Origin of the sequence: Sphingomonas pokkalii (assembly GCF_003096275.1) — a bacterium.
Taxonomy (GTDB): Bacteria; Pseudomonadota; Alphaproteobacteria; order Sphingomonadales; family Sphingomonadaceae; genus Sphingomonas; species Sphingomonas pokkalii.
In genome coordinates this window covers 2,747,226-2,771,248 of sequence record NZ_QENQ01000001.1, presented here as the reverse complement: position 1 = coordinate 2,771,248, position 24,023 = coordinate 2,747,226, and the positions used below count along the sequence as shown (strand labels likewise).

The window sequence follows — 24,023 nt, the reverse complement described above, 5'->3', positions numbered from 1 at the left end:
CGGAGCTGACCCGCCGTTGCTAGGCCGCTGCGTACCAATAGGGGGTGGCCCCCTGGTCGTCTGCCTGGACGGTATCGGCGTCATAGGCGACCCCGTCCAGAACATAGGCGCTGTCGATCTGCTGCACCATGCAATAGCCGATCCCATCGACCGGCGGCACGTTGCTCCCCGATTCCCAGAAGAAGCTGCACGTTAATTGTGTGGTTAGTTCGGTCGAGGTGAGGCCGCATTCTGCGCCGACATAAAGGCCCGGGCGATAGCCGGCCTGCGCAACGACGCCGAACCAGGCGTTGCAATAAGCGATCACCTGGTCCGATGGCGTGCCATCCGCCACGCCCTCCAGATCCAGCCAAATCGTGACGCCGACCGGCAGGGTCGCGCTCGCCGCGTTGGCGGCGGCTGCGCTGCCATGTTCGACGCCCAGGCTGGCCGTCGGCACCCAGCCGGCGGCATCGACATGCTGCACCGCCATCAGCGCGAGCCCCGCTGCCCGGATGGTGGACACCTCGCTCGCGTTCAGATCCCCTTCGGCCTCGGGCGTCGTGAGCGAGAGATAGCGTACGGCAAAGACGAAGCCCGCGTCGAAGAATGCGGCGGCCGTGTCCGCGGTCAGCGCGGTATCGGTATCGAAGCCCTGCGCCCCCGGCGACGCCGGCGCCACAGCGGGATCGCCGGTGCTGGGCTGTGGCTCCGATTGCCCTGCGCGCACGCGCGCAACCAGGTCGCCGAGCCGGGCCAGCAACCGCCGCGAGGAGGCGATGCCTGCCGGTTCGTTCGATGCCGTGCCGTCGCCCCGCTCTGGGGGGCTGGGCGCTTGCGGATCGGGGACAGCGGAAGGGGAAGGAGGCGGAGAAGGGGATGGAGAAGGGGAAGGGGAAGGGGAAGGGGAAGGGGAAGGGGAAGGGGACGGAGACGGAGACGGAGAAGGGCGGGCTACGCGGTTCCCTGTCGGATCGGGTGTCGGGCGATGGCGGTGCAGGAAAAGTTCGAGCTGCCGGCTGGTTTCGACCAGTGTCGATTGCGGTCCGCGCCGCAGCGCTCGCGACCATGCGGTGTAGAGCGCCTCGAAGCGCATCATCTCCGCAGGGCGCAGGAAGAGGCATTCGACCGCGACATGTGCCGGCATGTTGGATCGAAGGATCGAGCGCGCGGTGCTGGCCCAGCCCGCCGCATCATTTTCTTGCTCCGATGCGGCGAGCACGGCGGTAACGCGGAAGCTGTACCGGCTGCCTTCCGCCTGTTGCGGGGGACGGGCATGTCGCAGCAGGATCCAGTCGACCAGATAGAAGGGCTTCCGATGCAGGCAGGGAGCCGATTCCCGTGCGTGCGCGTCGCCGGTATCCGACAGGTCGGCGGTTTCCGCATCAAGCAGGCCCAGTTCGATCGACGCCAGCAGTTCGGCACCGGCAATGCTCCGCGAAGACATTGGCCGCAGATAATCCACGCCCCGCCCGCGATCGCGGGTGGCAGGGGCCGCCCGCCGCAGCAGCATCTGCTTCGCGGCGATGCTCTGCTGGCGTTGCAGCACCGCGGCCAATGGATCCGCCTGGGTGCCAGCCGGCGGCGAAAGCGCCAGCGCATAGAAGGACAGGAGCAGATCGAGTACGGCATTCTGTCGCGCGAGGACCGGATCGGTCTCGGCAGTCAGGTCCGCCATGGCAGGTAGATAGCCGGGCTCCAGCAATTCCATCCGCACCAGATCGGGCACGATGCCGCGCAGCGACTGCCAACGATAGGTGGTGGTGCCGCCGGCTTCCACCGAGAAGAGGTCGCGCAGGAAGGCGAGTTGGGCGTAGCTATCCGCCAGGAGCTGATCGAACGGCAGCAGATAGCCCTTCAACTGCTTGATCTGCGCCATGCGCTTCGGCACCGCAGAGGCTGTGGGCATTGCGGCGGTGCCGATGCCATAGATCTGCGGAAACTGATCCTGCACCGAGGTGTAGGACTTCAGATCCCAATATTGGGCCTCCGGCGTACCATAGCGCTCCGCATAGCCGGCGCGCAGCGGATAGGTTGTCCGTTGCTGGTTCCAGAGCTGTGCCAGGCGCCGGCGGACGCGCCCCGGATCGGGTTCGCACCGCGCCGCATTGCGGAACATCTGTATCGAGAAGCGGCCGTCGTTCGCTTCGGTTCTAAGATCCAGATAATGCCCTTTGGGAACCGGGATCGGCGTGCCTTCGCGATAGGGCTGGGGATGATCGGCAGTGTGCACCGACAGCGTGTCGACCGTCAGCACGCCGTCGCTCGCCGCAAGGATTTCCACCAGCTGATCGGCGGTGAACTGGGTCGGCAGGGGGTGCAACTGGTCGTCGCCGATGAAGCCGCGCAGCATCAAGGGGCCGTAGAACACATCGCTCGTGGCTGGATCGCGCGCGATCTTTTCGGCCAGGGACATGCGCCGCGGTTCGGGCGCGAGGGAGAGGCCCAACTGGAAGAATGCATTCGCCAGCGTATCTGAAGGATCGGCCTCGTCGGCGATCTCGATCCTTGCCGCAACGAGCGTCGCCACCGGTTCGAGGACATGAATCGTCGCGACATCTTCGCACAGCGCACGATGGGCGGTGTAGCATCGTTCCACCCGATGCGTCAGGGCACACCCGCCGCGCTCGGGGTAGTCGGGCGTGCGCAGGACGGCGATGTCATAGAGCCCGCGGACCGGATCCTTGCCCGGCGTATCGCATGGGAGGAACCACGCATTGGCCACGCCCGGCACGCGATCCAGCACCAGGCGCCGAAAGTCATTGGTCGTCACCGGATTGCAGGGGAGGATCGAAGGGGCCGGAAACAGCCCTTGCCGCCGCAGATTGATCGTATCGAAAATGGGGCTGCACAGCAGGTCCGCAACGGGAAAACCCGCGCGATAGGGCATTTCGGTCAGCGCATAGCAAAGCTGCTCGATGATCGTGACGCCGGGATCCGAGAAGTTATAGTCGGTCCAGATATCCCCGGCCATCGCCTGTACGCGGCGGATCGCCTCCGCGCGGAGCAGCGCGTAATCCGCTCCGGGCTGCTTCAGCCGGGCGCGGCTGATCGTGCCGGGCGCCGTCATGCTTGCACCGTCGCAGGGGGCGTAGCGCCGGCATCGCCTGCCGTCGCGGCATCGGCGACGGGCGGGGTATAGGCGAACAGCTGATGCTCCAGCGCCGAGGTGAGATAGTGCCAGCCGCCATCGTCCGGAACGCGATCGGCCAGCACCTCCAGATGGACGATGGCCTCGACATAGCTGCGGCTACGCACGAATTCGGCGATCTCCTGGCGCGTATAGTATTTCTCTGGCCTGTGCCCGAGTGCCGGTACGGGCCAGGGCGATAGCCACTGTACCAGCTCGGCCTGGAGCGTTTCGATCCAGAAGGTCGTCGTATCGCTGTCGCTGAATACCAGAGTCGCGCGGACCGTGAGGCGCAGATAGGGCGGGTTGGTGACGGTCACGGTGGCGAAAGGGCTGGCGACCGCGGCGAGCACTTCGCCGATCTCGCTCAACACCGAAGGATCGACCGTGGGGGTGGTGGTATCGGTTATATTTGCGGTCTGGGGGCCGGCGACCGGCACGATCCAGACATGGCCGGGCGCGGCGTGGCGGGTGCTGCCATTGGTGGCGGGCACTACCGCAAGCTGCCAAAGTGTCGGGATCGCGGCGAGCACCAGCCGTGCATAATCCCAGGCATCGATGGCGAAGCCCTTGTGCCGCAGCCGTTCGGCCATCCAGAGGTGAAACGCGGCGCCGCGTAGCGGTGGAGCGCCGCCCACCGACTGCATCGGCTGGGTGATCGTGCCGAGCCCGGCGATGATGTCCTTGCTCTGCTGGATCGTGCCGGCGGGCAGGGGCTCCCCCAGCGTGGCGGCCCCGCCTGGCCCCGTCCAGGTGGCGTTGAGCGCATTTGCAGTGACGCTGACGACATAGGCCCCGTTCTGGGCATCTTCCGGAAGCACGGCGCGCAACGTCTGTGCGCCCTCGGCGTCCTCGAACGTCGCCACCTGCAGCACGACGATCCCGCTGTTGTTCAGCCCGTTCGTCGTATCGCTGCGCACGGTGATCGGCAGCCATTGATCCCCACGTTTCTTTTCCCAGCGGGGCGTGGCCGTTTCCTCCGTCCAGTCGCCATTCGGACCCGCGCTGAGAACGAACAGCAGCGAGATGTCCGTGACCGGCGTGGAGAGCTCGACATAGAAGGCGGCGCTGCCCTGCACCTCGGGCAGCAGCGGGACCTGCGGTTCCTCTCCAGGAGGCGGTGCTATCGCACGTTTGACGTCGCCAAAGGGCGCGAGATGGAGGAAGCGATCCAGGCCCGCCAGCGCCGTTCCCGCGACATCGAACGCGGTATGTGCCCGATAGTTGAGCGAAAAGGCGGCGGCGCTGGGCAGCCAGGGCTGGTTAGGAAGATCCGGCAGGACGGGAAGCGGATCCGGTAGCGCCGTGGCCAGCCGCGCCTGAATCCGTTCCAGCGCGGCGGCAAGCAGCGGGCGGGTCGCCGCCACGGAGGTTCCCGCTGCGCTGCGCCACGCATTTGCCAGCGTGTCTGCGGCAGACAGCGTCGTTTCCACCTCCGGCCAAATCGCGCCGAGCGCCTCGCCGACGCTGCCGGCATGGTCGGCCATCCAGCCCCGAAGCGCGGCCGTTACCGATGCTGCGCGCGACCTGCGCCGCCCGCCGAACAGCCGCCGCCATGCGCCGCCGCCTACCTGGCTGATCGCGGCCTGAAGGCTTTGCGCGGCTGCGTCGGCGTCGCCATCGGCCTGTTCCGAAAGCGCCGTTTGCAAGGCGGCATAGGCCTGTGCGTTCAGGGCGGAGATGGTGTTTTCCACCGCCTGGCCCATATCGTCGGCATAGGCTTGCGCGGTGGCGCTGGTGTTCACCGCGCTTGCCTGTGCAATCCGGGCGCGCACGCTGGCGGCCCCTGCCGCCCGTGTTTGCGCCGCTGCGGCATTTGCTTGCGATGCGGCCATCAGGTTGCTGGCGTACAGGATGTTCCCGAACGCATAATCCGGTTCGACGAGCAGCAGGCGAAGCGCGCCATCGCTTGGATTATAATATGGCGGCGGCTCCTGCGGCTCGATCCCCTGGGCTCTGAGCAGCGACTGTTGCGCTACCGGAGCATCGGGTTGCGGCGGCACGCTTTCGGTACCTGCCTCCTCCACATGCGTCTGGAATAGATAGAGCGTTTGCGCGGTATCAAGCGTCCAGCTTCCCGGTGCCACGATATCGAACGCTACCCGGAAGCTGGTATTGTCGAACAGCGGGGATTGGGCGGGAATGCCGTCCGCGTTCAACCGATAGCCCTTGTAATAGCCGCGGAATCCGGTGGTCGTGACGGGCAGGGCCGCCCAATCGATCCGTGTTTCCAGTCCGTGCACCCGTTTGACGAACAGTTCCGTCGCCGAGAATTCGAGTGCTGAATATTGGGCGGGCGTCAATCCGAAGACGGCGAAATTCTGTTCCGGATCGATCGCCCCGCTCGATCCGGAAACGCGCGTCGGCACCAGCCCTTCGACCTCCACGCCGATCTCGACCGCCCGGATCGGCAGGATCGACAGGAGCGCATAGATCCCCGACGTGGCATCGCTTTCCTGGATCAGTCGGGCGATCAGCGTCGGCTGGTCGACCAGGTCGGGATAGGTGCTGGCGGGAAGGTCGGCCGCGGGTGCGTCCGGATCGGCTTTGCTCGACACCGGTTCCAGCGGCGGTGCGGATTGGGGGAGGCTGAACGATGCGAGAATCTCACCGCGATGAAGCGGCCCTTCGATCCGCAGCATGATCGTCGGCGCTTCCACCTTCATCCAGCCGCCTGCGGTGGAATAGAGCAGTTCGAGCGCGGGTAGCGGGATCGAAAGGGGCGTTTCCGGATCGCGCCGATCCGCCTCCGCCAAGATACCGGCCAAGGCGGCGCTGAGCAGCCAGTCCGGTATCACCCCCAGTGCGAGCCGCGTCTGGAGGGCGCGGTCGCCGCCTTGCAGCAACAAGGTCGCGCTCTCGACGACGAACCCCAGCGTCGCGGGTGCCATCAGCAGGTCGCCATGCTGCCCCGGTCGGGATGCGCCGAACAGCGGAAAGGAAAGGCTGGACCCGCTGTCCAGCGGGGCGGGCAGGGTACCGGAAAGGACGCCGGATTTCGGTGCCTGGTCGCCGTCGAACGCGAACTGGACGCGATAGACGCCGAAGCTCGTCACCGTTGCCGGCCGCACTTCGAGCGCGGTGTCGGCGGCGTAGTAGATGGGATCTCCGGCCGCATCGTTCCCGGCAAGGAACAGGCTGCCCTTGGCGATCGCTGCTTCGGTTGCCGATTGCGCCAGCGTGAAGGTGAGGAACACGCTGCTCGGTCGCGGATCGCGATGATCCTGGCGCAGGACTTGCGTATCGTAGAAGTCGAGCAGCCGATGGGGGAAACGGTTGAGTTCGTATCGCGCCTCGTCGAACAGCATGACGAAGGCATTCCAGAGCGCCGCCTGTGGCGCGTGCCCTTGGGTGCTCAGCGACACGTCGAGCGCCGACAGCGCCTCGTTTGCGGCATGTTGCAGTCGCGGGATGAGTGTGCTGGCAATGTCTTCCAGCAATTCCAGCGCATGGAGATGCCAGTCAGGGCCAGGCTGCCCCGGCCGATGCTGCCAGTGATGTCCCCAGGCCTGTAGCGGCGCGGTGAGATCGTCATGGTGGCGGGTTGCCGCCAGAGCCGCCAGCGCGGGTTCGGCGTCCTGTGCGATCGGCGTCCGGGCGTCGAGGATCAGGGTCAGCCGGAGGATCACCCGCACGGCATGGCGGCGATGGCGTTCCCGCTCGGTCATGTCCCGGCTGCGCCTTGCCAGTGCGAGCACGACGCGCAGCGCCGCTTCGATCTCCGGCAGATCGAGCGCGCCCAGCACCGCCAGCGCGACGGACGGGTCGGAAGCGAAAAAGGCTTCCCAATCGCCGTTCGGCCGATCGGAAAGATCGTAGAATCGAACCAGTACGCCGTAGCGTGCACCGAAGGCGAGCAGCTGGGCGAGGCTGCGCCCATCCGGCTTTATCCGGTCGGGATGCGGCGCTCCCTTCAGCCGATCGATCTGGCTCGCCGCGCCGTTCAGCACGCGGATGGCGCGGGAATCGAATGAAACCGGGGTCATCCGATCGGCGCCGGCAGCGCCGGCTCCTGCAGATAGAAGGGATAGACCAGGTTGCTGCGGGTGTTCGTCTGCCGTACGAAATAGAGGATCGAGATATCGACCCACCCGGCCTTCGCGCCCGCATCGACGGACACGTCCTCCACCTGGACGCGCGGTTCCCACTGGATGATCGCGTTGGAGACCATGTGCGCGATCTCGTTCGCGGTGGTGGGGGTGAGTGCCGTGAAAACCTGCGACCAGAGGCCGGAACCGAAGGTCGCCAGCATGATCCGTTCGCCGAGATTGGTCGAAAGGATGATCCAAAGGCTTTCGCGTATGTCCTGATCTGCGGATGCCATGACGACGCTGGCGGTGGTCCGGTCGAAGCTGGGCGGGAAGGTCCAGCCCCGCCCGAGGAAAGAGGGATAGACTTCGCTGGCCAGCAGTGCGGCGGCATTGGGGTGGTTCGGCCCGCGCAGGATCGGTTGCCGGCTCATGGATTCAGCGCCACGCCGGCATTGCCGCTGATCTGGACGCTGCCGGTCGAGCTAATCTTGGCGGACGACGTGCCGGTCGCGGTCAACGACTTCTGTGCGGTCAGGCTGACGGAGCCGCCGGCGGACAAGGTGATGTCGCCGCCGCTCTTGATCGCGATGCCATCGCCGTTCAGCGCGATCGAATTGCCGTTCTTGTCCTTCAGCGTGACCGCCCCGCCATCATCGTCGAGCACGATCGACTGGTTGGCCGGCGTGGTGAGCCGCAGGACCTTCTTGTCTTCGTCGATTTCGATCGTCACGCCCGCCCTCGACACCAGCTTCTTGGTATTGTTGCCCGATTGCGGCGTGACCGGCGGCGGCTTCGCCTTGCTGTAGAGCGAGCCGAGGATGACCGGATAGCGCGGGTCACCGCTCAGAAACGCCACCACGACCTCGTCGCCGATTTCGGGATAGAAGCACGCGCCGATCGCGTTCGACGCATAAAAGGATCCGAACCGTGCCCACACGCCGTCCCCGCTCGCCGCCTGCAGCAGCGGCAGGGAGACCAGTACGCGGAATTCGCCGTCGGGATCCTGGTCGATCTTCAGCACGGTGCCGCTCTGCAAGGTCGCGGGCGGAAGCTGCCCCGATGCGCCGGGCGCGGCGATCTGCGGGGCAACCGCGGCGAACCAGTTGGGCGACAGACCGAGCTGGACGCTGGTGCGCCAGAGCCCGTCCGATACGTGGTGGTGGACTTCGGAGACATAGCCGTCGCCGTTGAAGCGCCCGCCCAGCCCCGCCAGCGTTACCATGCAGCCGGGTACGGCGAGCGTGCTTCCCTGAAAGCGCACCGAGCCCCGGATCTTTGCGAGCTTCTGCTTGAGCAGTTCCGCCGAGGACCATTGGGTGAGTTCGGGAACTTCCATTGCGCCGGCGGTCTGCTGGACATAGCGGGCGATGCCGAACACCTTCGCCAGTTCGTCGGAGCTGATGTCGCCCGGCGTTGTCACATCCGCCTGGGGCTGGCTGGCCTGGGCCAGTTGCTGGGTCGCCGGATCCCAGGCGACGCTCTGGATCGCCGCTGCCGTATATTGGGTGGAGGCATCCATATCTGCGCGGAAATCGAGGATCGAGCTGCCGAAGGTCAGCGTCAGAACCGGCGCGCTGGCCGTGTCCGGCGGGGCTACCGTCACGCGGCCGGCCTCGGCGATCACGACCATGCCGCTGGCCTGGGCGCGCAGAACCACCATGTCCCAGCTGGTCGCATAATATTGCACCAGATTCTCGTGCACTACCGACGTCGCGGTGACGTTCGCTGTCAACCCGGCGGCGGTGATGAGCTTCTGGCATAGCTGGCTGTCGGTGATGTTCTGGAACAGCGCATTCTGGCGGGCGAGCGTCATTGCCATCGCCTTGTCGGTGGCTTCCACCACCAGCCGGGATGGGCCGTTCGCCGCGATTTCCAGCCCCTGACGATAGACCACGCCGTCGAACACGGTCATCTCGCTGCCGTTATAGCCCAGGGCGATGCTGATCGTCGCGCCGGGGATCAGCGCATCCGTCTCGCTGATCGGGAAGGTTTCGTCGGCGGCGCTGCCGTCCGAGACGACCAGCCGGGCCTTGGGCAGCTTGTTCACGCCGCTCCAGACGTCGATGGAGACGATCTGGACATCGGCGCCGAGCGCCGCGCCGTTGCAGAATATGGTGAGGTCGACATTGCTGACCGCGAGATCGACGGGTGATGGCGCGCTCATGCCGCCGAGCCGCTGAGGGGAGGAAATAGCAGCCGTGTGCCCGGCTGCAGCGTCCTGAAATCGAGCAGGCGGTTGAAGCGCGCGACCTGGATGTAATAGCGGCTCTCGCCATAGATGCGGTAGCACAGGTCCGGCAGCGTATCGCCGGTGATCACGGTGACGGCGTGCGTGAGGTCGGGCGACTGCTTCTGCGTGCCCTTGGCGAGCATCCCCTCGCTGGTGAACGAGCTGAACTCGACATCCATCTTGGCGCGCAACGGCGTGCCGTTCGGTGCGAACAGGGTGTAGGTGATGCGGACGTTGGAAAGCACGCACTGATATTGCAGCTGGGCCCAACTGAGGATCAGATAATTGGGGCTGTGAATCGATCCCTTCAGCGTCGCCACCAGGCTTAGAAACTGGTCGATCACGTCCGCGACACCGTTGGCATAGCTCTGCCCGGTTGGGACGGGGAGCACGCCGGTGGCGTCGAACATCAGCTCGAACGTCACGCTTTCTTCGGCAATGCGGTTGAAATCGGGGGAGGGGCCGGAGGCACCCTGCGCCTGGCGGTCGTTATAGGCGATGCGACGACTGTAATTGTAGCTCGCCGGGTTCATCCAGACGGTGAACGGATTGGCTCCCCCGGCTTTGGATGTGAACTGCGGATCGGTATAGGCGGTAATCGTCATCCGCGTGGGGGCGTTCACTTCAGCGATCCCCCAATCGTTCGATCGAAGCCAGTACAACGCGCGCGCAGCGCTGAACGACGTCGTCGATCTGCTCGGGGCTGAGCGAAGCCGGGGCCTGGTGGCCGCTCGCTGCGGCAGGTGCGAAGTCCGCGGCATGGGGCGCATCACCCACGGCGAGCCGGATGCCGATTTCGCTGATCTGCAACGCCATGTTTCCCCCTGCTTCAGCGTGTGTGCGTCGCGCTCAGCTCAGCGCGCTCGTAACCGTGGAGTATGAGATTTCGAGGGTCTGGGTGAGCACGGACGAGGTGTTGGTGGAATCGAGCGTGCCGACTTCCCACTTGACCGGCCAGGCGTTCAGGAACGTCCAGGTGACAAGCGCCTGGCCGGTGGGCCCAAGCAGGAAGATGGTGATCGTCTGCGTCTGGATCGGTGTGCCGAGCGTGGACCCCACGGTTTGCGCCGCCCAGTCGGCAAGCGGCGAATCCTTGGTGACATAGCCGCGCTTCAACACCAGATTCGAATGCTTGGTCACGCCCGGCAACTGGTGGACGTAATCGTTGACGCCGCCTTCGCGGACTTCCTCGAGATCGACCTTGGGATCGATGCCCGAAACCTCCTGGAAGGCTGCGTCGATATTCGCGTCCATCGGCACCGACGCCATCGACGCGATCGCGACGGCGAAGGAGAATGCCGGGGGTGGGTAGTAATTGCTCGCCATCTGCCGCCGTCACGCGATCGTGATCGTCATCGTTTCATAGGCGATCTCGATGCTTTCCACCGCGACTTCGTTGCCGTCGGACTTGAGGTCCGTGCCGGTGAGTTTTGTCGGGAAGGCGTTGTTGAGCTGCCATTTATACTGGGCAGTGCCGGTCTGATCGAGCAGATTGACGACGATATTCGACCGCGCGATCGTGTTCATCGTGATCGAGTTGAACCAGGTCCATAAGGTATCGTCGGTGACGAAGATGCCTTTCTTCATCGTCACATTGCCGACTTTGGCGAGGCCCGGCATCTTGATCGGGGAAAAGGTACTGCTGTTGCCGGCACGATATTCGATCACCTGCACCTCGGTTTCGAGACCGGTGACTTCCTGGAACACGGGATTGCCGGGAATGCCGGTGACCGAGAAGTAGAATTTCGGCAACGGCCATGTGGTATTCTGAGTCTCGCCTGCCATGTGGAGGTTCCCATGAAAAGAGTGAACGGGACGCGGTGGGAAAGGGCGATCAGCTGCCCATGGTCTGCGTGAAGGTCAGCTCGATATATTCGGCCGGATGGACCAACTGCAGGGTGACGGCGACGATCATGTAGCCATCGAGAATATTCTGGGAGGTCATCGTCGAGCCCAGTCCGCAGGAAACGGTGAAGGCTTCGCTGGGCTTCGCGCCGACAAGGCCGCCTTGCTGCCACAGGCCGGTGAGGAAGCTGGCGATCGCGGCGGTAACGGTACCCCAGGTGAGGGAATCGTTCGGCGCGAATACATAAGGGGCCAGCGCCTGCTTGATCGACTGTTCGATGTAGATCAGCGTCCGCCGAACCTGGATGTAGCGGTAATCGTTGCTGTTCCCGTCGAGCGTGCGGGCGCCCCAGACGACGCTGCCGCGGCTGGGCTGCGAGCGGATGATGTCGATCGCCTCGCCGTTGGTCGGGACGTTGAAGCCGCCCTGCTCGGCATCGCTCATCTTGTACAGCGGCTCGGTTGCGGCGGCGAGCGCGATGTTGGCGGGTGCATTCCACACGCCGCGCTGCGAATCGCTGGCCGCCCAGACGCCGGCGAGGAAGCCGCTGGGCGGCAGTATGTTCATCTCCGCCGCGATCAGCGTTTCCATCTGCTTGAAGATGGGCAGGCTGGCGAGGAGCAGATTGTCGAGCCCCTGCTGCCATTGCGTCAACGTCTGCTGTGTATCCTCCATGGTGGGATAGTCGGAGGGGTCGTTGGAGTATTGGCTGCTATTCTCCGCCTCCTTGCCCGCCAGCGGAAACGCCGTAGCGATCGCCGACTGGACGTTGGCGAGCGAGGCGCCCGTGTACAGTTGCACCGCCTGCGTCGTCAGAATGTCGTTAACGGTCGCGTTGTCGTCCGATTGCAGGTTGGTGTAGAGAATGTTGCTGGACGTTACGACCGACGCGACGATCGCTGGCGCATAGCAGGCTCCGTAGCTTGCCGCAGCGATCGCCGGCGCGATCGCGTTCGAAAGCCCCGTCTGGCAATCGACGAGTTGGGCCTGGGTCGTTGCCGTCTGACATGCCGGCAGATCGAGGATCGCGACCCGGTCTTGCAGCACCGATGCCTGCGACAACATGGTCTGCACCACATCGTTATAGCCGTTATAGGTCCAGTTGGCGCCGTCATAGGTGGCCAGCTGGCAGGCTTCCGGTACCACCGTCATCGTCGGGCCGACCGTGTACCCGGCGGCGATCACGCCATTGGTGAGCGCCGTCCCATCGATCGGCTGAAGCGTCCAGGTCGACGAAAGGGCCGGGTCCGGTGCCGAGGTGGGTGACTGGTTGACCCAATAGCTGCCGACCGAAACGATGTAGCAGGCCGTGCCGCCATTGGCGAAGAATGCCATCATCGACCAGTAAAGGTTGAACTGGGTCGGTTCATCCGGTGTGGCGACGGGTGAGAGCAGGAAGGGCGTGGAAACGGGCGGCTTTGTCGGATCCGCGGTGTAATCGGCGTAGAAGCTCGGCAGTTGCGCCGCCGCGTCTTCCGTGTCCGTGTCCGTATCGTCGGATGCATCGTCGGCCGGGGTGAGGTTCTTCACCTTGAAGCTGGCCGGCGCCGGCCCGCCGAAGCATTGGGTGAAATCCACCATCGATCCGATCGAGGTCGGTATCATATAGAGTGGCTTGCCCGTGGAGGGATCGCCGGCGAATTCGGTATAGCCGACGAACACCGGTATGGCGGTGTCGACCCCAACGATGCTGGAACCAAAGGCTTCGACTTCCGTCACATAGACGCCGGGAGTCTTTCGGGTGAGATAGGAACTCGCGCTCGTAACGATCGTCATCGGGAAAGCCTTTCTGGATCAGCGGTCGGAAAGGAAAACGGCGTCGGGTATTGGGCGTCCGCCGGGCTGTAGTGCCTGCGGGCGTGCATCTTGGACCTTTGATTCATATATAAACGTAAATTTCTGAAGTGCCTGCTAGTGGTTGTTCAGTCACAGGCCAGACTGGCGAGGTCGCGGCGCAGGGCAGCGGATCGACGCTGATATCGGCCTGGCCGCCATCAGGGGAATGGCGTTCGCCGGACAGGCGGAACCGGTGTGGACTGCGTTGGCGCATGGCCAGCGGCGTCTCCGCTGAAAACAGGATCGCGGCATCGCCATTGGGCAGCACCGTCTTCGACTTGCCGAATGCGACGTCCTGGCCGGTGATGGCCAGCGTGTCCGTAAAGGCGCCGCGGGCCGCGTGCGGCACGACGAAGTAGCGCCAGAAGGTCTTCCGCGCCCGAAACTGTGCGATCAGCGCCACCGGCGTGATCGGTACCGGATGCTGGGCATAGTCCGGCGGCGGTGGTGCGGGCGGCATCGGTACGGGGAAGGCGGCGGGATCGCCGGTGTCGGCCGTGGGCTGCGTCAACAGCAGGTCGATCATTCCCGTGGCAAGCGATGCCGGCGGGACATAGGCGAGCTGGGCAGGCCCGGTATAGGCCTCGGGCGGCGTGCCGATGATCGTGTAGCGATCGTTGGGCAGGCCGGCGAGGCTGAGGATCACTGGCACCGTCGCGCTCCGCTGTACCGAAGCGACCGGGGCGCCGGACAGATCCAGCGCGGTAACCGTGCCGACGGGCCCTGCCGGCAGGGAGATCGTCCCGCCGGTAACCGGGAGCAGCGCGGCGGCGCCCAGGCCGTGATCGCCGAGCGACAGACCGTCCGGCTGCGCATGGACTGCGAGATTGTCGGTGAACAGCGCCTGCCGGGTAGGGCTGGTATCGATCGGCCAATCGGTGATGCCGACGAAATTCTCGTTGGTCGAGACGAGCAGGAAGCGAAGCCGCGTCCAGAAGCCTTGGCCGGGCCCCGACGCGCAATAGCCCTGGACGATCGCATTCACGAGCGCACCGACGCGCGATTGCGGGATGACGATGCTGAAGCCCGCGTCCTGATGGACCTGGAATATGCCAATCTGGGCCATCAGCGCTGCGCAATCGTCGGTCGGTACGGCGACGAGATCGCGGCATCTGTCATCCGTCGCGTTATAATAGTCGTGGCGAAAGCGGACGGAGAAAAGCGTGCGTACCGGATCGAGAGCCGATTGGGCGCCTGCCGTCGCAGCCGCGCGATCGGTGCGCGTGCGGATCATGCCCCGATGTCGCCCATGCCGCTGCCGGACACCGCATAGGTGCGAGCCTGCATTGCCCTGGAGGCGAAGGGGATCATCCGTAGCTTGTAAAAGGCGCTGGGGAGATACCGTGTTCCCAGCATTCCCATCACATAGTTGACGTCGACCGGGGACAGATGTTCCAGGTCGAGGGTGAGTTGATCGATCTCCGGCGAAAGCCCCGGCGTATTCTGCTGGTTGATGACCGGCGTCTGCTGGAAGAAGCCGATGAGGCTGGAGAGCGCGGCCAGGCCGTCAGGATACGCATGATCCGTGAAATTCGCCATGAACATCAGGTGGATGTCGAGATAGATCGGGGGCGGAACGATCGTCAGGCCCAAGGCCGCATTGGCGCTCGGCGGCGCCATGGTGGCCGGGCTGTAGCTGCTTGCGAAGCTTTCTCGGGTTATATTGTAAACCGTCATGACGATTTTCCCGACAGCATCCTTGTTCGTCGTGCCATTCTGGCCGACGATACTGGAAAGAATAACCCATGAATCCTGTCTGGGGTCGAGGTTATTCATATAAGTATTAACGGAATTGCAGATTTTAACGAGGCAATTTCGAAGCAAATCCATGGGGGGATGCTATTGCTGCCCAAGTAATCGGGTCAAACGGAAATAGGTCCCAATCGGTGCGACCCACTATTGCTCGGCGTGCCGCGATATGCGGTCATGGGGCATGTCGTTCGTGCAGGGGGCGACGATGCGCCACGCGCCCGGATGCTGCAAAAATAAGGAAGGGCCGCTTCGACATCCGCTGGTGCAGCGGGGATAGGCGGAAAAGATGGCAGGGGAGCTCGGATTCGAACCGAGGGCCTTCGGTTTTGGAGACCGACGCTCTAACCAGCTGAGCTACACCCCTGTACGGCCCGCCCCCATATCGGGCGATATCCGCATGTGCAAGCAGAAGATTCGAACGCTGTGCAAGATCGCGTCATGCCGCTGGCGCCGAGACGCCAAAGGCGCCATCGCGATGCGATGACGCCCCTGCGTGCAGTGGGGTTTTGATCCGTTGGCGCCGAATCAGGCGGTCGCGTAAGCAACGCGCGTGCGGCGGGCGCGGCGCATCGCCATGCCGGCGAGCGCGAAGCCGCCGATCATCATGCCCCATGCCGCCGGTTCCGGCACGCCGCTGGGAATGAACACGCCTTGGCCGCCGTAGGAGCCGTTGCCGCGCGAGATGCCGTTGATCGTGATCTGGTTGGTTGCTCCGGCCAGGATCGGAACCGCATTGGCGAACACCACTTCGTTGAGACCGCCGCCGAAGAACCCGGTCAGCTGCGTGCCGTTGAAGAACACCGAGGTCAGATCGAGATCACCGACGCCGGCCAGCGTGACGGCGCTGGTGGTGATCGAGCCGCTGGCTAGGCCGTTCTGCGGCAGCGCGAACTCGTAGATGTGGGTGAATGCGCCGCCGACAATGCCGGATTGGCCGAAATTCACCGAAATCGAGCCGTCAGCCGCGGCTGAGATATCCATTGCGGAGGGACCGAAGATAGTGGCGGCCTGCGCCGAGGGTACGGAAAGAAGTGCTGCGGAACCAAGCGCCGCGGCCATAAGAACACGATACATGCGGGGGTCTCTCCCTTAACAACTGATGAACCATTGCATTGCAGGCGAGACCAACCAGAGTTCCGAAAGTTCCAATGAAAAAAAGGGGTTCCGTCCCGTTCTGGGAACAGGAGGCCGAAAAGCGCGGCTATGCCGCGATCGTTGCGCGACCGGTATGGGAGACCAAGGCGCGCGCTTCCTGCACGGGAAGCGGCTGGCCGAAATAATAGCCCTGGGCGCGGGTGCATCCGATGGCCTGCACCATGTGATGCTCATCCTCGGTTTCCACCCCTTCCGCCGTCGTCGCCATGCCCAGGCTGTCCGCAAGCGCGACGACGGCGCGGATGATCGCGATCGCTTCCTTGGTACCGCGCGACGCGCTCTGCACGAAGCCGCGATCGATCTTGATCGAATTGAACCGGGTATGCGCGAGATAGCCGAGCGAGGAATAGCCGGTGCCGAAATCATCCAAGCTGAGCTGCACGCCGAGATCCAGGATCCGTTCGAGCGTCGCCACCGCCGATGTGCCTTCGCGCAGGAAGACGCTTTCGGTAACTTCCAGCTCCAGCCGGCCCGGCGCGAGGCCGGAGCTTGCCAGCGCATCGGCGACGGTGGTGGCGAAGGCCGGGCTGTGCAGCTGTTCCGAACTGATGTTGACCGCGATGCGCGCGGGCTGTTCCCAGCGCGCCGCTTCGGCACAGGCGGTGCGCAGGACCCATTCGCCGATCGCCGGGATCAGGCGGGTCTCTTCCGCCAACGGGATGAACTTCGCCGGCGGAATCACGCCGAATTCCGGGTGCGTCCAGCGCAGCAAGGCTTCGAAACCGAGCAGGCCACCCGTTCGGGCGTTGACGACCGGCTGGTAGGTGAGGTGCATCTGCCCTTGCTCCACCGCGGCACGCAGCGCGAATTCCAGCACGCGGCGCTCTTCCGCTGCGACGTGCAACTGGGGCTCATAGGCGTGGAACATGCCACCGCCGCCGTCCTTCGAGCGATACAGGGCGAGATCCGCCGACCGCACCAGCATTTCGGCCGTGCGGCCATCGCGCGGGCCCAAGGCGAGACCGACGGAGGCGCCGATATAGAGCGTGTGCCGGTCGACCTCATAGGGGCGTGAGACCGTGTCGATGATCGCCTGGGCGAGGCGTTCGAGTCGTGCGGAATCGGAGGCGTCGCGCACGACAACCGCGAACTCGTCGCCGCCGAGACGACCGATCATTTCCTCGTCGCCCATCAGGTGCTTCAGCCGCTCGGCCACGTGCTGCAGCAGCCGGTCGCCTACCGGATGGCCGAGCGTATCGTTCACCGCCTTGAAGCGATCGAGGTCGATCATCATGAACGCGCAGCGGGAGCCCCATCGATCGGCCTCGGCCATGGCATGGGCGAGCGCCTCATTGATGTGCAGCCGGTTGGGCAGGCCAGTCAGCGTATCGAAGCGCGCCATCCGGTGGATCTGGGCATTGGCGCGTCGTTGTTCGGTGACGTCCGACGCGACTCCCCGGAACCCGAGGAACACGCCGCGTTCGTCGAACTTCGGGCTTGCGGACATCTCCCACCAGCGCTGTTCTTCGCCGATGTTCACCGGGACCGGAAGGTCGCGGAACGGTTCGCGGCCGCGCAGCCTGGCAGCAAGGTCGTGCAGCTCCGCTGCGAAGTGCCCGCTATCCCAGTTTCCCCCCGCCAGGGCCTGCAGGAAGGGCATCCCGTTGATCGTCGTGGGGTCCAGCCCCAACGACAGCGCGAAACGCGGGCTGGCGCGGGCAATCCGGCGCTGCACATCGATCTCCCAAAGCCAGTCGCTGCTGGTGTCTTCGAACTCGCGGAGCAGCAGGCTGACGGTCTGATCGCGATCGGCGAGCGCCATCTGGTTCGCGCGCAACAGGATAAGGGCGCATCCGCGGCTGAAGCTGCCGATGCCGAGCAGGATGGTGAGCAGGATGGCCGCCAGCGCGACCAGCGGCGCGCCTACCGCGAGCAGCGATGCCGCACCGGCGAAACCCATGATCGCGATGAACGGCAGGCTCGCCATCGGGAGGGCGCCCATCGCGATCGCCATGGCGGTAATCACCAGCGTCATTGTCGACCAGAGATTGACGCCGATTTCGTCGGTGGGCACTCGGCCGAAGGCAAGTGCCGGGACGGCCCACAGGATGCCGAGCAGGATCGCCTCGGGAACGGTCCGGCGGACATCCGCCAAGGACGCGACGATGGCATTGCGATCGTCAAAGGCCAGGCGACGGCGGACCATCCAGGTAGCGGCGCAGAGCACGGCCATCGCCCAACCGGCGAGGGGAAGCGACGCCACCGCTGGCGACAGCGTGGCCACTATCATGGTCACGCCCATCAGCTGTGCTGCGAGCAGCGGCAATGCGAGTCTCCGCCCGGCATGCAACTGCGCGGCCCGCATCCGCGGCCAATCTATCGTTTCAGCGGTCTCGCGCAGGCCCAGCAGTGCCCGCATATCCAATCTGGGCAAGGGAAGGGGAGAGGTGTTCTCGCTGCTCACCTCACCCGCTTATCCTATCTCAGGTTAGCGATAGGTTAGGCCGCGCAAACTTTCACCCCTTGCCGCGCCGTCCCCATGCCGCGTGCCGCAAGGCTGCCCACCCCCTGGCGGGGGTGAGCAGTCAGCGCTATCAGGCCGCGACGGCGTAGGGCTTGATCTCGCCGTTCAGATAGAGGTTCCGCGCCTTGGCGCGGCTGAGCTTGCCCGAGCTGGTGCGCGGCAGCGTGCGCGGCGGCACAAGTTCGACGACGCAGTTCATGCCGGTGACCGAACGGACGCGCTCCCGGATCTCGTCGCGCAACCGCAGACGTTCCTGCTCGTCCGAGGTGCGGCACTGCACCAGCACCGCGGGGGTTTCCTCCCCGCCCGGCGTGGTGATCGAGAAGGCGGCGATGTCGCCCTGCTTGAACCCCGGCAGTTGCTCCACCGCCCATTCGATGTCCTGCGGCCAGTGGTTCTTGCCGTTGACGATGATCATGTCCTTGGCGCGGCCGACGATGTAGATATAGCCGTCGGACATATAGCCCATGTCGCCGGTATCCAGCCAGCCATCGGCCATGCAGGCATCGGTCGCCTCCTGGTCGCGGAAATACCCGACCATCACCGACGGGCCCTTGCACCAGACCTTGCCGATCGCCTTTTCGGGCAGCGGCGTGCCGTCTTCCTCGCGGATTTCCACGGCCATGTCGCGCACCGGCTTGCCGCAGTTCACGACGGCGCGGTACCGTTGCGGGCGATCCGCCCGCGCGGTGCCGCCGGACAGCTGGGTTTCTTCGACCAGCTCGACGACGATGCCTTCGCCCGGCGGCATGATCGATACCGCCAGCGTCGCTTCCGCCAGGCCATAGCTGGGCAGGAAGGCGGTGGCGTGGAAGCCGGCATCCGCGAATGCATCGACGAAGCGCTGCATCACGTCCGGGCGGATCATGTCGGCGCCGTTGCCGGCGACGCGCCAGCGGCTGAGGTCGAAGCGCTCGCTCGCCTTGGTCTGGCTCGACATCCGTCGCGCGCAGATATCGTAGCCGAAGGTGGGCGAGTAGGAGAGGGTGGTACCCGCATTGCGGCTGATGAGATCCAGCCACGCCAGCGGGCGCCGCGCGAAATCCTCGGTCTTCAGATAATCGGTCGACACCTGGTTGGCGACCGGTGACAGGAAGCAGCCGACCAGGCCCATGTCGTGATACCAGGGCAGCCAGGAGACGCAGCGATCGCTGTCCACCAGCTCCATGCCGTGGCTGTGCGCCGCGAGATTGTTGAGCAACGCATGGTGGGTGATCGCCACGCCGTGCGGAAAGCGGGTGGAGCCGCTGGAATATTGCAGATAGGCAATATCGTTCGTGTCCGCCTGCGGCAGCGCCGCTGCCGGTGCCGGGCGCTGGGCGAATTCGGCCCAGTCGGTGGCCGAGACATTGGTGAGGCGCGCGGATTCGGCGCACATCGCACCGATCTCGGGCGGATAGATCAACAGCGCAGGATCGCAGCTTTCGAGCTGCACCCGCAACTGATCGATATAGGATTGCGCGCCGCCGAAGCTGGTCGGCAGCGGCAGCGGCACCGGCCAGGCGCCGGCATAGATCACGCCGAAGAACAGCGCGGCGAACTCCGGCCCGGTTTCCGCGATCAGTGCGATGCGATCCTGCGGACGGATGCCGGCGGCGATCAGGCGCCGCGCCTGTTCCAGCGCATCACGGCGGAGGTCGGCGAAGGCATAGGCCTGCACCAGCTTGCCGCGCGCATCGTGAAAATTCAGTCCCCGGACACCCTGCGCCGCATAATCCAGCGCATCACCCAGCGTTTCGAAATCAGCGAAACGGCGCGGGAGGCGGTCTTCCGTGGGGGTGGGCGCAAGCGTTGCCGTTTCCACTATTTCGAGCGATCCCGTTTCGTCCAATGTCATTCTTTGTCTCGTGCCCCTGTGAGGTAGCAGTTCGTTGTGCCCCCACAACGCAGTTTTCCGCACGGGCTCTGCTACGCACTATCGTTCAAAATCGGTTGGCAGTGTGGCACAATCAAGGCGTATGCCCCAAAGCCCCCGCGCCAAGCCCCCCCTGGATACCGCCAGCCTCGAGGGGCTCGCGCTCCGCTATGTCGAGCGTTTCGCGACGAGCCGCGGGAAACTTGCGGCCTATCTGGACCGCAAGGTTCGTGAACGGGGATGGGGGGGCGAGGCCGCGCCCGATCCGGCGGGGATCGCGGAGCGCATGGCCGAACGCGGTTATGTCGACGATCGCATGTTCGCGGAGGCGCGGATGCGCAGCATGGCCCGCAAGGGGCTTGGTCCCCGCAGGGTGGGCATGGCGCTGCGTCACGATGGAATCGCCGCCGAGGATGCGGAGGAACTGGCAGAGGCGATCGCGGCCGATGCCGTCGCCAGTGCCATCGCCTTTTCCCGGCGGCGGCGGTTTGGTCCCTATGCGAAGGAGCCGGCCGATCGCGAATTGCAGCGTAAGCAGCTTTCCGCATTTTTACGGGCGGGGCACGCGCCGCAGATTGCGCTTAGGATATTGGATATGGCGCCGGGGGAGGATCCGGCGTGGTTGTTCGAAGTGGGACAGGCCTAATCACACAAAGCCACTCCCCTTTTTAGTAACTCTGTGTTAATGTTGTTGGCTTGGGGGATAACGATAATGCGTGCTGAGCAACAGCTGGATTCCGACCACTATCCAGGCGATACCTGTCAGGACGTCCGGTTCAATGAGGATGCCTCTAGCGAAGGGGCTTTGTATCGCGGCGTCGTCAAATGGTTCGACGTCACCCGCGGTTTCGGTTTCATGGTCGCCGACGATCCCGCGATTGGCGATATTCTGATTCATTTTTCGGTATTGCAGGAACATGGCCGCCGCAGCTTGCCGGAAGGCGCGCGGCTGGAATGCATCGCCGTGCGGCGCCAGCGGGGGCTGCAGGCGCGCAGCGTCGTCTCGATCGATCTCAGCCAGGCGGTGGAGCCGGTGAAGCGCAGCGGCGACCGGATCGAGCGGCTGAAGCTGATCGACGATGCCGGCCCGTTCGAATCGGTTTCGGTGAAATGGTTCAATCGGCTGAAGGGCTATGGCTTCCTGGTGCGTGCGGGAGAGACCACGGACATTTTCGTCCATATGGAAACGCTGCGTCGGGCAGGGATTGAGGAAGTCGAGCCCGGCCAGCCGCTGCGCGCCCGAATCGTCGATGGAGAGAAGGGGCCGCTTGCCGTGGCTGTGGAGCAGCCGCTGATGATCGTCTGAAGGCTGGGGCAAGGCACCGTGCGGCGCGCGCCCGCCCTGGCGGCGGGAAAGCGGCCGGCATCGCATCGGAACCTTGCCCAGGCGCACGCTTGGCGGTATCGGACAAGCCCATGGGACTTCCTTTTCCGATCTTCACCTGGTGGAACGGCGCCACCTTCGGCACTCGCATGGGATTGCGCGGCAAGAAGCGCATCGGCGAGGATTCGCTTGGCAACCTTTATTATGAGGGCGGCCGCGATCCGAACGGTATCCCGCGCCGCTGGGTGATCTACAAGGGGTCCAACGACGCCAGCCGCATTCCGCCGGAATGGTTCAGCTGGCTGCACCACCAGATCGAAGGCGCGCCCGAAGAGGTGCTGCCGCCGGTGCGTGGCTGGGAAAAGCCCTGGGTGCCGAATCAGACGGGCACCGAGCTCGCCTATCGTCCGCCCGGCGCGCTCGAAAAGGGTGGCCAGCGCGTACGTGCAACCGGCGACTACGAGGCGTGGACGCCGGACGCATGAGAGCTGCGGCGGCGCTGATCGCGCTCGCCCTGACGGCTGGCTGCTCGAAGGGCGGTGGTGACGGTGCTGCCGGCGGGGACAATGCCGGCGACGCGCTGGTGATTACCGGCGCGGGCGGGAATGACGGCCAGGGCGCCGAAGTGGTTTCGATCGGGCCCGATGCGGCAACGGCGGATGCCGCGGCAACGCCGATGCGCGATCGGGTCGCCGTGATCGGCGTGCTCAACAAGCGGAACGGCGTTGAACGGGATGTGACGCTCAAGCCGGGTCAGGCGGTGCGCATCGACGGAAAGGTGACGGTGCGGCTGCGCGCATGCGAGCGGACCGCACCTTGGGAAGCCGATCGATTGACGGGCGCATTCCTGCAGATGGATGTGCTGCGCGGCCCCCGGCAATGGTCCCGCGTGTTTTCCGGCTGGGTGTACAAGGAACAGCCGGCGCTGAACGTCGTGCAGCACCCGGTTTACGATATCTGGCCCAAAAGCTGTGCGATGACTTTCCGTGAGAGCGGACCGGATACGGTGCCGGCATCGTCCGCCGTGCCATCCAGCGCGAAGAAATCGCCGGAAGCCGAACCCTCCCCTGCGGAGGACGCACCGTCCAGCGCTTCGCCCAGCAACGCGACATAGTCGGCGCGGGGGATTTCCACCGCCCCCAGCGATGCCAGGTGGTCGGTGATGAACTGGCAATCGAGCAGGCGGAAGCCGCCGGCCTGTAGCCGTGCGACCAGGTGTGCGAAGGCGACCTTGGAGGCATCCCGCACCCGCGTTACCATCGACTCGCCGAAAAACGCGCGGCCAAGCGCAAGACCATAGAGGCCGCCGGCCAGTGCCCCATTCTGCCAGCACTCGATGGAATGGGCGTAACCCTGACGATGCAGTTCCAGGAAGGCGCGCTCGATCGGGCCGTTGATCCAGGTTTCCGGGCGATCCTGCGCCGCTTCGGCGCACAGGCGGATCACGCCGGCGAAATCGCGATCGACGGTGACCTCGAAGCGTTCCGACGCGATCGTCTTGCGCAGCGAGCGGGAGAGGTGAAATCCGTCGAGCGGCAGGACGCCGCGCATCTTCGGTTCCACCCAATAGATGCTGGGATCGTCGCGGTGATCGGCCATCGGGAATACCCCCATGGCATAGGCACGCAGAAGCAGCGACGGATCGATTTCCTGTTCCGGGCCGCGACGTTGGCTCATTTTGCGGGGATGCGCCGGGCTAGCGCCTGTTCGATCGTCTGCCACAAGCCTGCGAAGGCGCGTGCCGCTTCGCTGCGCGGTGCGAAGGCGCCGACGGGCGACCGGCGCACCGCGACGGCTTCGATGAGGCTCGCCATCGGGACGGTCGGCCAATCGGGATCGCGGGAGAGCGCCTCGACATGGAGCTTGCGGCGGCGATCGACCATCGCGTGTACCGGCATCAACGGAACCTTCGCGCCGCGTTGCGCCAGATGGGTGGCGACTTCGTCGAACGCGCGGCGGGACAGGGGGGAGGGGACCACCGGCACGACGATCAGATCGGCGGCGCGCATCACCTGCTCGCTGGTATCGGTCAATCCTGGCGGGCAATCGAGCAGGATGCGATCATAATCCTCGGTCAGATCGTCCAGCAGCTTGCTGAGGCGCTTCTTCTTCTCCAGCGCGTGGAACAGATGGTCGAGCCCGCGGAGCGACGTATCCGCCGGCAGCAGTTCCAGCCGTTCGAAGGCGGTGCCGCAGATCAGCTTGGCGGCGGCAATGTCCTTGGAAAAGATCGATTGTGCGGCATGGTGCGACGGTGCGTCGCCGCCGAGCAGGAACGTCGAGGCTGCCTGCGGATCGAGATCCCATAGCAGGGTGCGGCGAGCGGAGCGTATCGCCGAACACCAGGCGAGATTGACCGCCATCGTGGTTTTTCCCACGCCTCCCTTCAGACTGTAGATTGCGATCGTCGCCATGCGGTTC

General features: G+C 65.0%; 19 protein-coding genes, 1 tRNA gene and 1 pseudogene. 4 read left to right on the top strand and 17 right to left on the bottom strand.

Translation table 11 applies throughout. From position 1 onward, the window contains the following. Positions 1–19 precede the first annotated feature (19 nt). The 15 genes from DD559_RS12700 to DD559_RS12630 form a co-directional block, all read right to left on the bottom strand. Positions 20–3,049 carry a glycoside hydrolase domain-containing protein gene (locus tag DD559_RS12700; protein ID WP_116469500.1) on the bottom strand — a complete coding sequence of 1,010 codons (3,030 nt, stop codon included), beginning with the start codon at positions 3,047–3,049 and terminating at the stop codon, positions 20–22. After that, complete coding sequence (locus DD559_RS12695; RefSeq protein WP_116469499.1) at positions 3,046–7,095, bottom strand: baseplate J/gp47 family protein; 4,050 nt, start codon at positions 7,093–7,095, stop codon at positions 3,046–3,048. Before DD559_RS12695 ends, DD559_RS12700 begins: the two co-directional genes overlap by 4 nt. Beyond that, entirely contained in the window at positions 7,092–7,571 is a 480-nt protein-coding gene (locus DD559_RS12690; RefSeq protein WP_116469498.1) for a GPW/gp25 family protein, read from the bottom strand. The genes DD559_RS12695 and DD559_RS12690 overlap by 4 nt, the downstream gene beginning before the upstream one ends. Beyond that, the gene (gene vgrG / locus DD559_RS12685) at positions 7,568–9,304 is read right to left on the bottom strand and encodes a type VI secretion system tip protein VgrG (protein ID WP_116469497.1); all 1,737 of its coding nucleotides are present in this window, start codon (positions 9,302–9,304) and stop codon (positions 7,568–7,570) included. The genes DD559_RS12690 and vgrG overlap by 4 nt, the downstream gene beginning before the upstream one ends. After that, positions 9,301–9,993 carry a CIS tube protein gene (locus tag DD559_RS12680; protein WP_133243820.1) on the bottom strand — a complete coding sequence of 231 codons (693 nt, stop codon included), beginning with the start codon at positions 9,991–9,993 and terminating at the stop codon, positions 9,301–9,303. The genes vgrG and DD559_RS12680 overlap by 4 nt, the downstream gene beginning before the upstream one ends. Before the next feature lies 1 nt (position 9,994). After that, positions 9,995–10,186, bottom strand: coding sequence for a hypothetical protein (locus DD559_RS12675; protein WP_133243819.1), 192 nt, complete (start codon positions 10,184–10,186; stop codon positions 9,995–9,997). A 33-nt stretch (positions 10,187–10,219) separates the two neighbouring features. Further along, positions 10,220–10,696, bottom strand: a complete 477-nt coding sequence (locus tag DD559_RS12670) for a phage tail protein (protein WP_116469494.1) — start codon at positions 10,694–10,696, stop codon at positions 10,220–10,222. A 9-nt stretch (positions 10,697–10,705) separates the two neighbouring features. Continuing rightward, positions 10,706–11,155 (bottom strand): phage tail protein, encoded by a 450-nt coding sequence (locus tag DD559_RS12665; protein WP_116469493.1) that lies wholly within the window; start codon positions 11,153–11,155, stop codon positions 10,706–10,708. Between the two features lie 49 nt (positions 11,156–11,204). After that, positions 11,205–12,992, bottom strand: coding sequence for a phage tail sheath C-terminal domain-containing protein (locus DD559_RS12660; RefSeq protein ID WP_116469492.1), 1,788 nt, complete (start codon positions 12,990–12,992; stop codon positions 11,205–11,207). A gap of 103 nt (positions 12,993–13,095) precedes the next feature. Next, entirely contained in the window at positions 13,096–14,286 is a 1,191-nt protein-coding gene (locus DD559_RS12655) for a hypothetical protein (RefSeq protein WP_116469491.1), read from the bottom strand. Then, complete coding sequence (locus DD559_RS12650) at positions 14,283–14,828, bottom strand: Pvc16 family protein (protein ID WP_165831087.1); 546 nt, start codon at positions 14,826–14,828, stop codon at positions 14,283–14,285. The genes DD559_RS12655 and DD559_RS12650 overlap by 4 nt, the downstream gene beginning before the upstream one ends. 263 nt (positions 14,829–15,091) lie before the next feature. Beyond that, positions 15,092–15,168: transfer RNA gene (locus tag DD559_RS12645), tRNA-Trp, on the bottom strand. 161 nt (positions 15,169–15,329) lie between these two features. Continuing rightward, positions 15,330–15,863 (bottom strand): FxDxF family PEP-CTERM protein, encoded by a 534-nt coding sequence (locus DD559_RS12640; RefSeq protein ID WP_240610243.1) that lies wholly within the window; start codon positions 15,861–15,863, stop codon positions 15,330–15,332. 142 nt (positions 15,864–16,005) lie between these two features. Next, complete coding sequence (locus DD559_RS12635) at positions 16,006–18,318, bottom strand: putative bifunctional diguanylate cyclase/phosphodiesterase (RefSeq protein ID WP_116469488.1); 2,313 nt, start codon at positions 18,316–18,318, stop codon at positions 16,006–16,008. A 175-nt stretch (positions 18,319–18,493) separates the two neighbouring features. Then, positions 18,494–20,260 carry a fatty acyl-AMP ligase gene (locus DD559_RS12630; RefSeq protein ID WP_116469487.1) on the bottom strand — a complete coding sequence of 589 codons (1,767 nt, stop codon included), beginning with the start codon at positions 20,258–20,260 and terminating at the stop codon, positions 18,494–18,496. Between the two features lie 121 nt (positions 20,261–20,381). Between DD559_RS12630 and DD559_RS12625 the strand changes: the two genes are divergently transcribed. The 4 genes and pseudogenes from DD559_RS12625 to DD559_RS20400 all read left to right on the top strand — a co-directional run. Then, positions 20,382–20,924 carry a RecX family transcriptional regulator gene (locus tag DD559_RS12625; RefSeq protein WP_116469486.1) on the top strand — a complete coding sequence of 181 codons (543 nt, stop codon included), beginning with the start codon at positions 20,382–20,384 and terminating at the stop codon, positions 20,922–20,924. Between the two features lie 66 nt (positions 20,925–20,990). Next, on the top strand, positions 20,991–21,584 hold the full coding sequence (locus DD559_RS12620) for a cold-shock protein (RefSeq protein WP_116469485.1): 594 nt from the start codon (positions 20,991–20,993) through the stop codon (positions 21,582–21,584). Positions 21,585–21,694: 110 nt separating this feature from the next. After that, the gene (locus tag DD559_RS12615; RefSeq protein ID WP_116470894.1) at positions 21,695–22,087 is read left to right on the top strand and encodes an NADH:ubiquinone oxidoreductase subunit NDUFA12; all 393 of its coding nucleotides are present in this window, start codon (positions 21,695–21,697) and stop codon (positions 22,085–22,087) included. Further along, a pseudogene (locus tag DD559_RS20400) lies at positions 22,084–22,515 on the top strand (DUF2155 domain-containing protein); the annotation flags it as partial. The gene DD559_RS12615 and the pseudogene DD559_RS20400, both read left to right, overlap by 4 nt. 35 nt (positions 22,516–22,550) lie before the next feature. Here the strand turns inward: DD559_RS20400 and aat are convergent. After that, positions 22,551–23,279: a leucyl/phenylalanyl-tRNA--protein transferase gene (aat, locus tag DD559_RS12605; protein WP_116469484.1), complete on the bottom strand. Its 729-nt coding sequence runs from the start codon at positions 23,277–23,279 to the stop codon at positions 22,551–22,553. Continuing rightward, positions 23,276–24,016 (bottom strand): ParA family protein, encoded by a 741-nt coding sequence (locus tag DD559_RS12600; RefSeq protein WP_116469483.1) that lies wholly within the window; start codon positions 24,014–24,016, stop codon positions 23,276–23,278. The genes aat and DD559_RS12600 overlap by 4 nt, the downstream gene beginning before the upstream one ends. Positions 24,017–24,023: the final 7 nt, after the last annotated feature.

What these genes read in the sequence shown, in the direction of transcription:
- DD559_RS12660 (WP_116469492.1), bottom strand. Translation starts at nt 12,992, where the DNA reads ATGACGATCGTTACGAGCGCGAGTTCCTATCTCACCCGAAAGACTCCC.
- DD559_RS12700 (WP_116469500.1), bottom strand. Translation starts at nt 3,049, where the DNA reads ATGACGGCGCCCGGCACGATCAGCCGCGCCCGGCTGAAGCAGCCCGGA.
- DD559_RS12620 (WP_116469485.1), top strand. Translation starts at nt 20,991, where the DNA reads ATGCGTGCTGAGCAACAGCTGGATTCCGACCACTATCCAGGCGATACC.
- DD559_RS12655 (WP_116469491.1), bottom strand. Translation starts at nt 14,286, where the DNA reads ATGATCCGCACGCGCACCGATCGCGCGGCTGCGACGGCAGGCGCCCAA.
- DD559_RS12600 (WP_116469483.1), bottom strand. Translation starts at nt 24,016, where the DNA reads ATGGCGACGATCGCAATCTACAGTCTGAAGGGAGGCGTGGGAAAAACC.
- DD559_RS12690 (WP_116469498.1), bottom strand. Translation starts at nt 7,571, where the DNA reads ATGAGCCGGCAACCGATCCTGCGCGGGCCGAACCACCCCAATGCCGCC.
- DD559_RS12615 (WP_116470894.1), top strand. Translation starts at nt 21,695, where the DNA reads ATGGGACTTCCTTTTCCGATCTTCACCTGGTGGAACGGCGCCACCTTC.
- vgrG (WP_116469497.1), bottom strand. Translation starts at nt 9,304, where the DNA reads ATGAGCGCGCCATCACCCGTCGATCTCGCGGTCAGCAATGTCGACCTC.
- DD559_RS12630 (WP_116469487.1), bottom strand. Translation starts at nt 20,260, where the DNA reads ATGACATTGGACGAAACGGGATCGCTCGAAATAGTGGAAACGGCAACG.
- DD559_RS12675 (WP_133243819.1), bottom strand. Translation starts at nt 10,186, where the DNA reads ATGGCGTTGCAGATCAGCGAAATCGGCATCCGGCTCGCCGTGGGTGAT.
- aat (WP_116469484.1), bottom strand. Translation starts at nt 23,279, where the DNA reads ATGAGCCAACGTCGCGGCCCGGAACAGGAAATCGATCCGTCGCTGCTT.
- DD559_RS12640 (WP_240610243.1), bottom strand. Translation starts at nt 15,863, where the DNA reads ATGGCCGCGGCGCTTGGTTCCGCAGCACTTCTTTCCGTACCCTCGGCG.
- DD559_RS12650 (WP_165831087.1), bottom strand. Translation starts at nt 14,828, where the DNA reads ATGAATAACCTCGACCCCAGACAGGATTCATGGGTTATTCTTTCCAGT.
- DD559_RS12665 (WP_116469493.1), bottom strand. Translation starts at nt 11,155, where the DNA reads ATGGCAGGCGAGACTCAGAATACCACATGGCCGTTGCCGAAATTCTAC.
- DD559_RS12670 (WP_116469494.1), bottom strand. Translation starts at nt 10,696, where the DNA reads ATGGCGAGCAATTACTACCCACCCCCGGCATTCTCCTTCGCCGTCGCG.
- DD559_RS12695 (WP_116469499.1), bottom strand. Translation starts at nt 7,095, where the DNA reads ATGACCCCGGTTTCATTCGATTCCCGCGCCATCCGCGTGCTGAACGGC.
- DD559_RS12635 (WP_116469488.1), bottom strand. Translation starts at nt 18,318, where the DNA reads ATGCGGGCACTGCTGGGCCTGCGCGAGACCGCTGAAACGATAGATTGG.
- DD559_RS12625 (WP_116469486.1), top strand. Translation starts at nt 20,382, where the DNA reads ATGCCCCAAAGCCCCCGCGCCAAGCCCCCCCTGGATACCGCCAGCCTC.